This is a genomic window from Mesorhizobium sp. YIM 152430, from assembly GCF_029210365.1.
Lineage (GTDB): Bacteria > Pseudomonadota > Alphaproteobacteria > Rhizobiales > Rhizobiaceae > Aliihoeflea.
Genome location: NZ_JARGES010000003.1, coordinates 1 through 1,074, shown reverse-complemented (window position 1 = coordinate 1,074; position 1,074 = coordinate 1). Strand labels below are relative to the sequence as shown.

The 1,074-nt window shown below is 62.8% G+C and carries 1 protein-coding gene; it reads left to right on the top strand.

All coding sequences use genetic code 11. The annotated features are described in order from the left end of the window. Positions 1-79: 79 nt before the first annotated feature. The coding region (locus PZ895_RS00475) for a Fe(3+) ABC transporter substrate-binding protein (protein WP_275837073.1) at positions 80-1,074 on the top strand (995 nt) is incomplete at its 3' end.

Genomic DNA, 1,074 nt, shown 5'->3' with positions numbered 1-1,074 from the left:
TCGGAGGACCACCCAGATGAACCTTCAGTCGATGCTGCCGCGCAAGGCGGCCTTCGCCGCCGCCGCCCTTGCCGGAACCATGCTTGCCGCGCCGCTGGCGCTCGCGCAGGAAACCGTCAACATCTATTCCTACCGCCAGCCGGACTTGATCAAGCCGGTGCTCGACGCCTTCACCGAGGAGACCGGCATCGCGACCGAGGTGCTGTTCCTCGACAAGGGTCTGGAAGACCGCATCGCCGCCGAAGGCACGAACTCGCCGGCCGACGTGATCCTCACCGTCGACATCGCCCGCTTGCAGGCCGCCAAGGACAAGGGCGTGACGCAGGCGCTTCAGGACGAGACGATCGATGCGAACATTCCGGCCGAATATCGCGACGAGGAAGGACACTGGTTCGGCGTCACCCGCCGCGGCCGCGTGATCTGGGCCTCGGCGGAGCGCGTCACTGACGAAGCCATTTCCTATGCCGACCTCGCCGACCCGAAATGGAAAGGCAAGATCTGCATACGCTCGGGCCAGCACGACTACAACATCGCGCTATTCGCTTCGATGATCGCTCATTGGGGCGAGGCCGAGACCGAAGAATGGATGAAGGGGTTCAAGGAAAACCTCGCCCGCGCGCCCGATGGCAATGATCGCGGCCAGGCCCAGAACATCATGGCCGGCGAATGCGACCTGGCGCTCGGCAACACCTATTATGTCGGCCTCATGATGAACAATGAGGAAGAGCCGCAGCAGAAGGACTGGGCGAACGCCATCAAGGTCATCTTCCCGACCATCGACGAGGATTCGGGCACCCATGTCAACATATCCGGCATGGCGCTTGCCAAGAACGCGCCGAACAGGGACGAGGCGGTCGAACTGATGCGCTTCCTCTCCTCCGACACCGCGCAGGAAATCTATGCGGCCGAGGTCTACGAATATCCGGTCAAGGAAGGCGTAGAAGCCAGCGCGGACGTGCAATCCTTCGGCGATCTCAATGCCGATACGCTGCCTTTGACGGAAATCGCCAAGAACCGCCGCGCGGCCTCCGAAATGGTCGATCGGGTCGGGCTCGACGACGGTCCGAGCAGCTA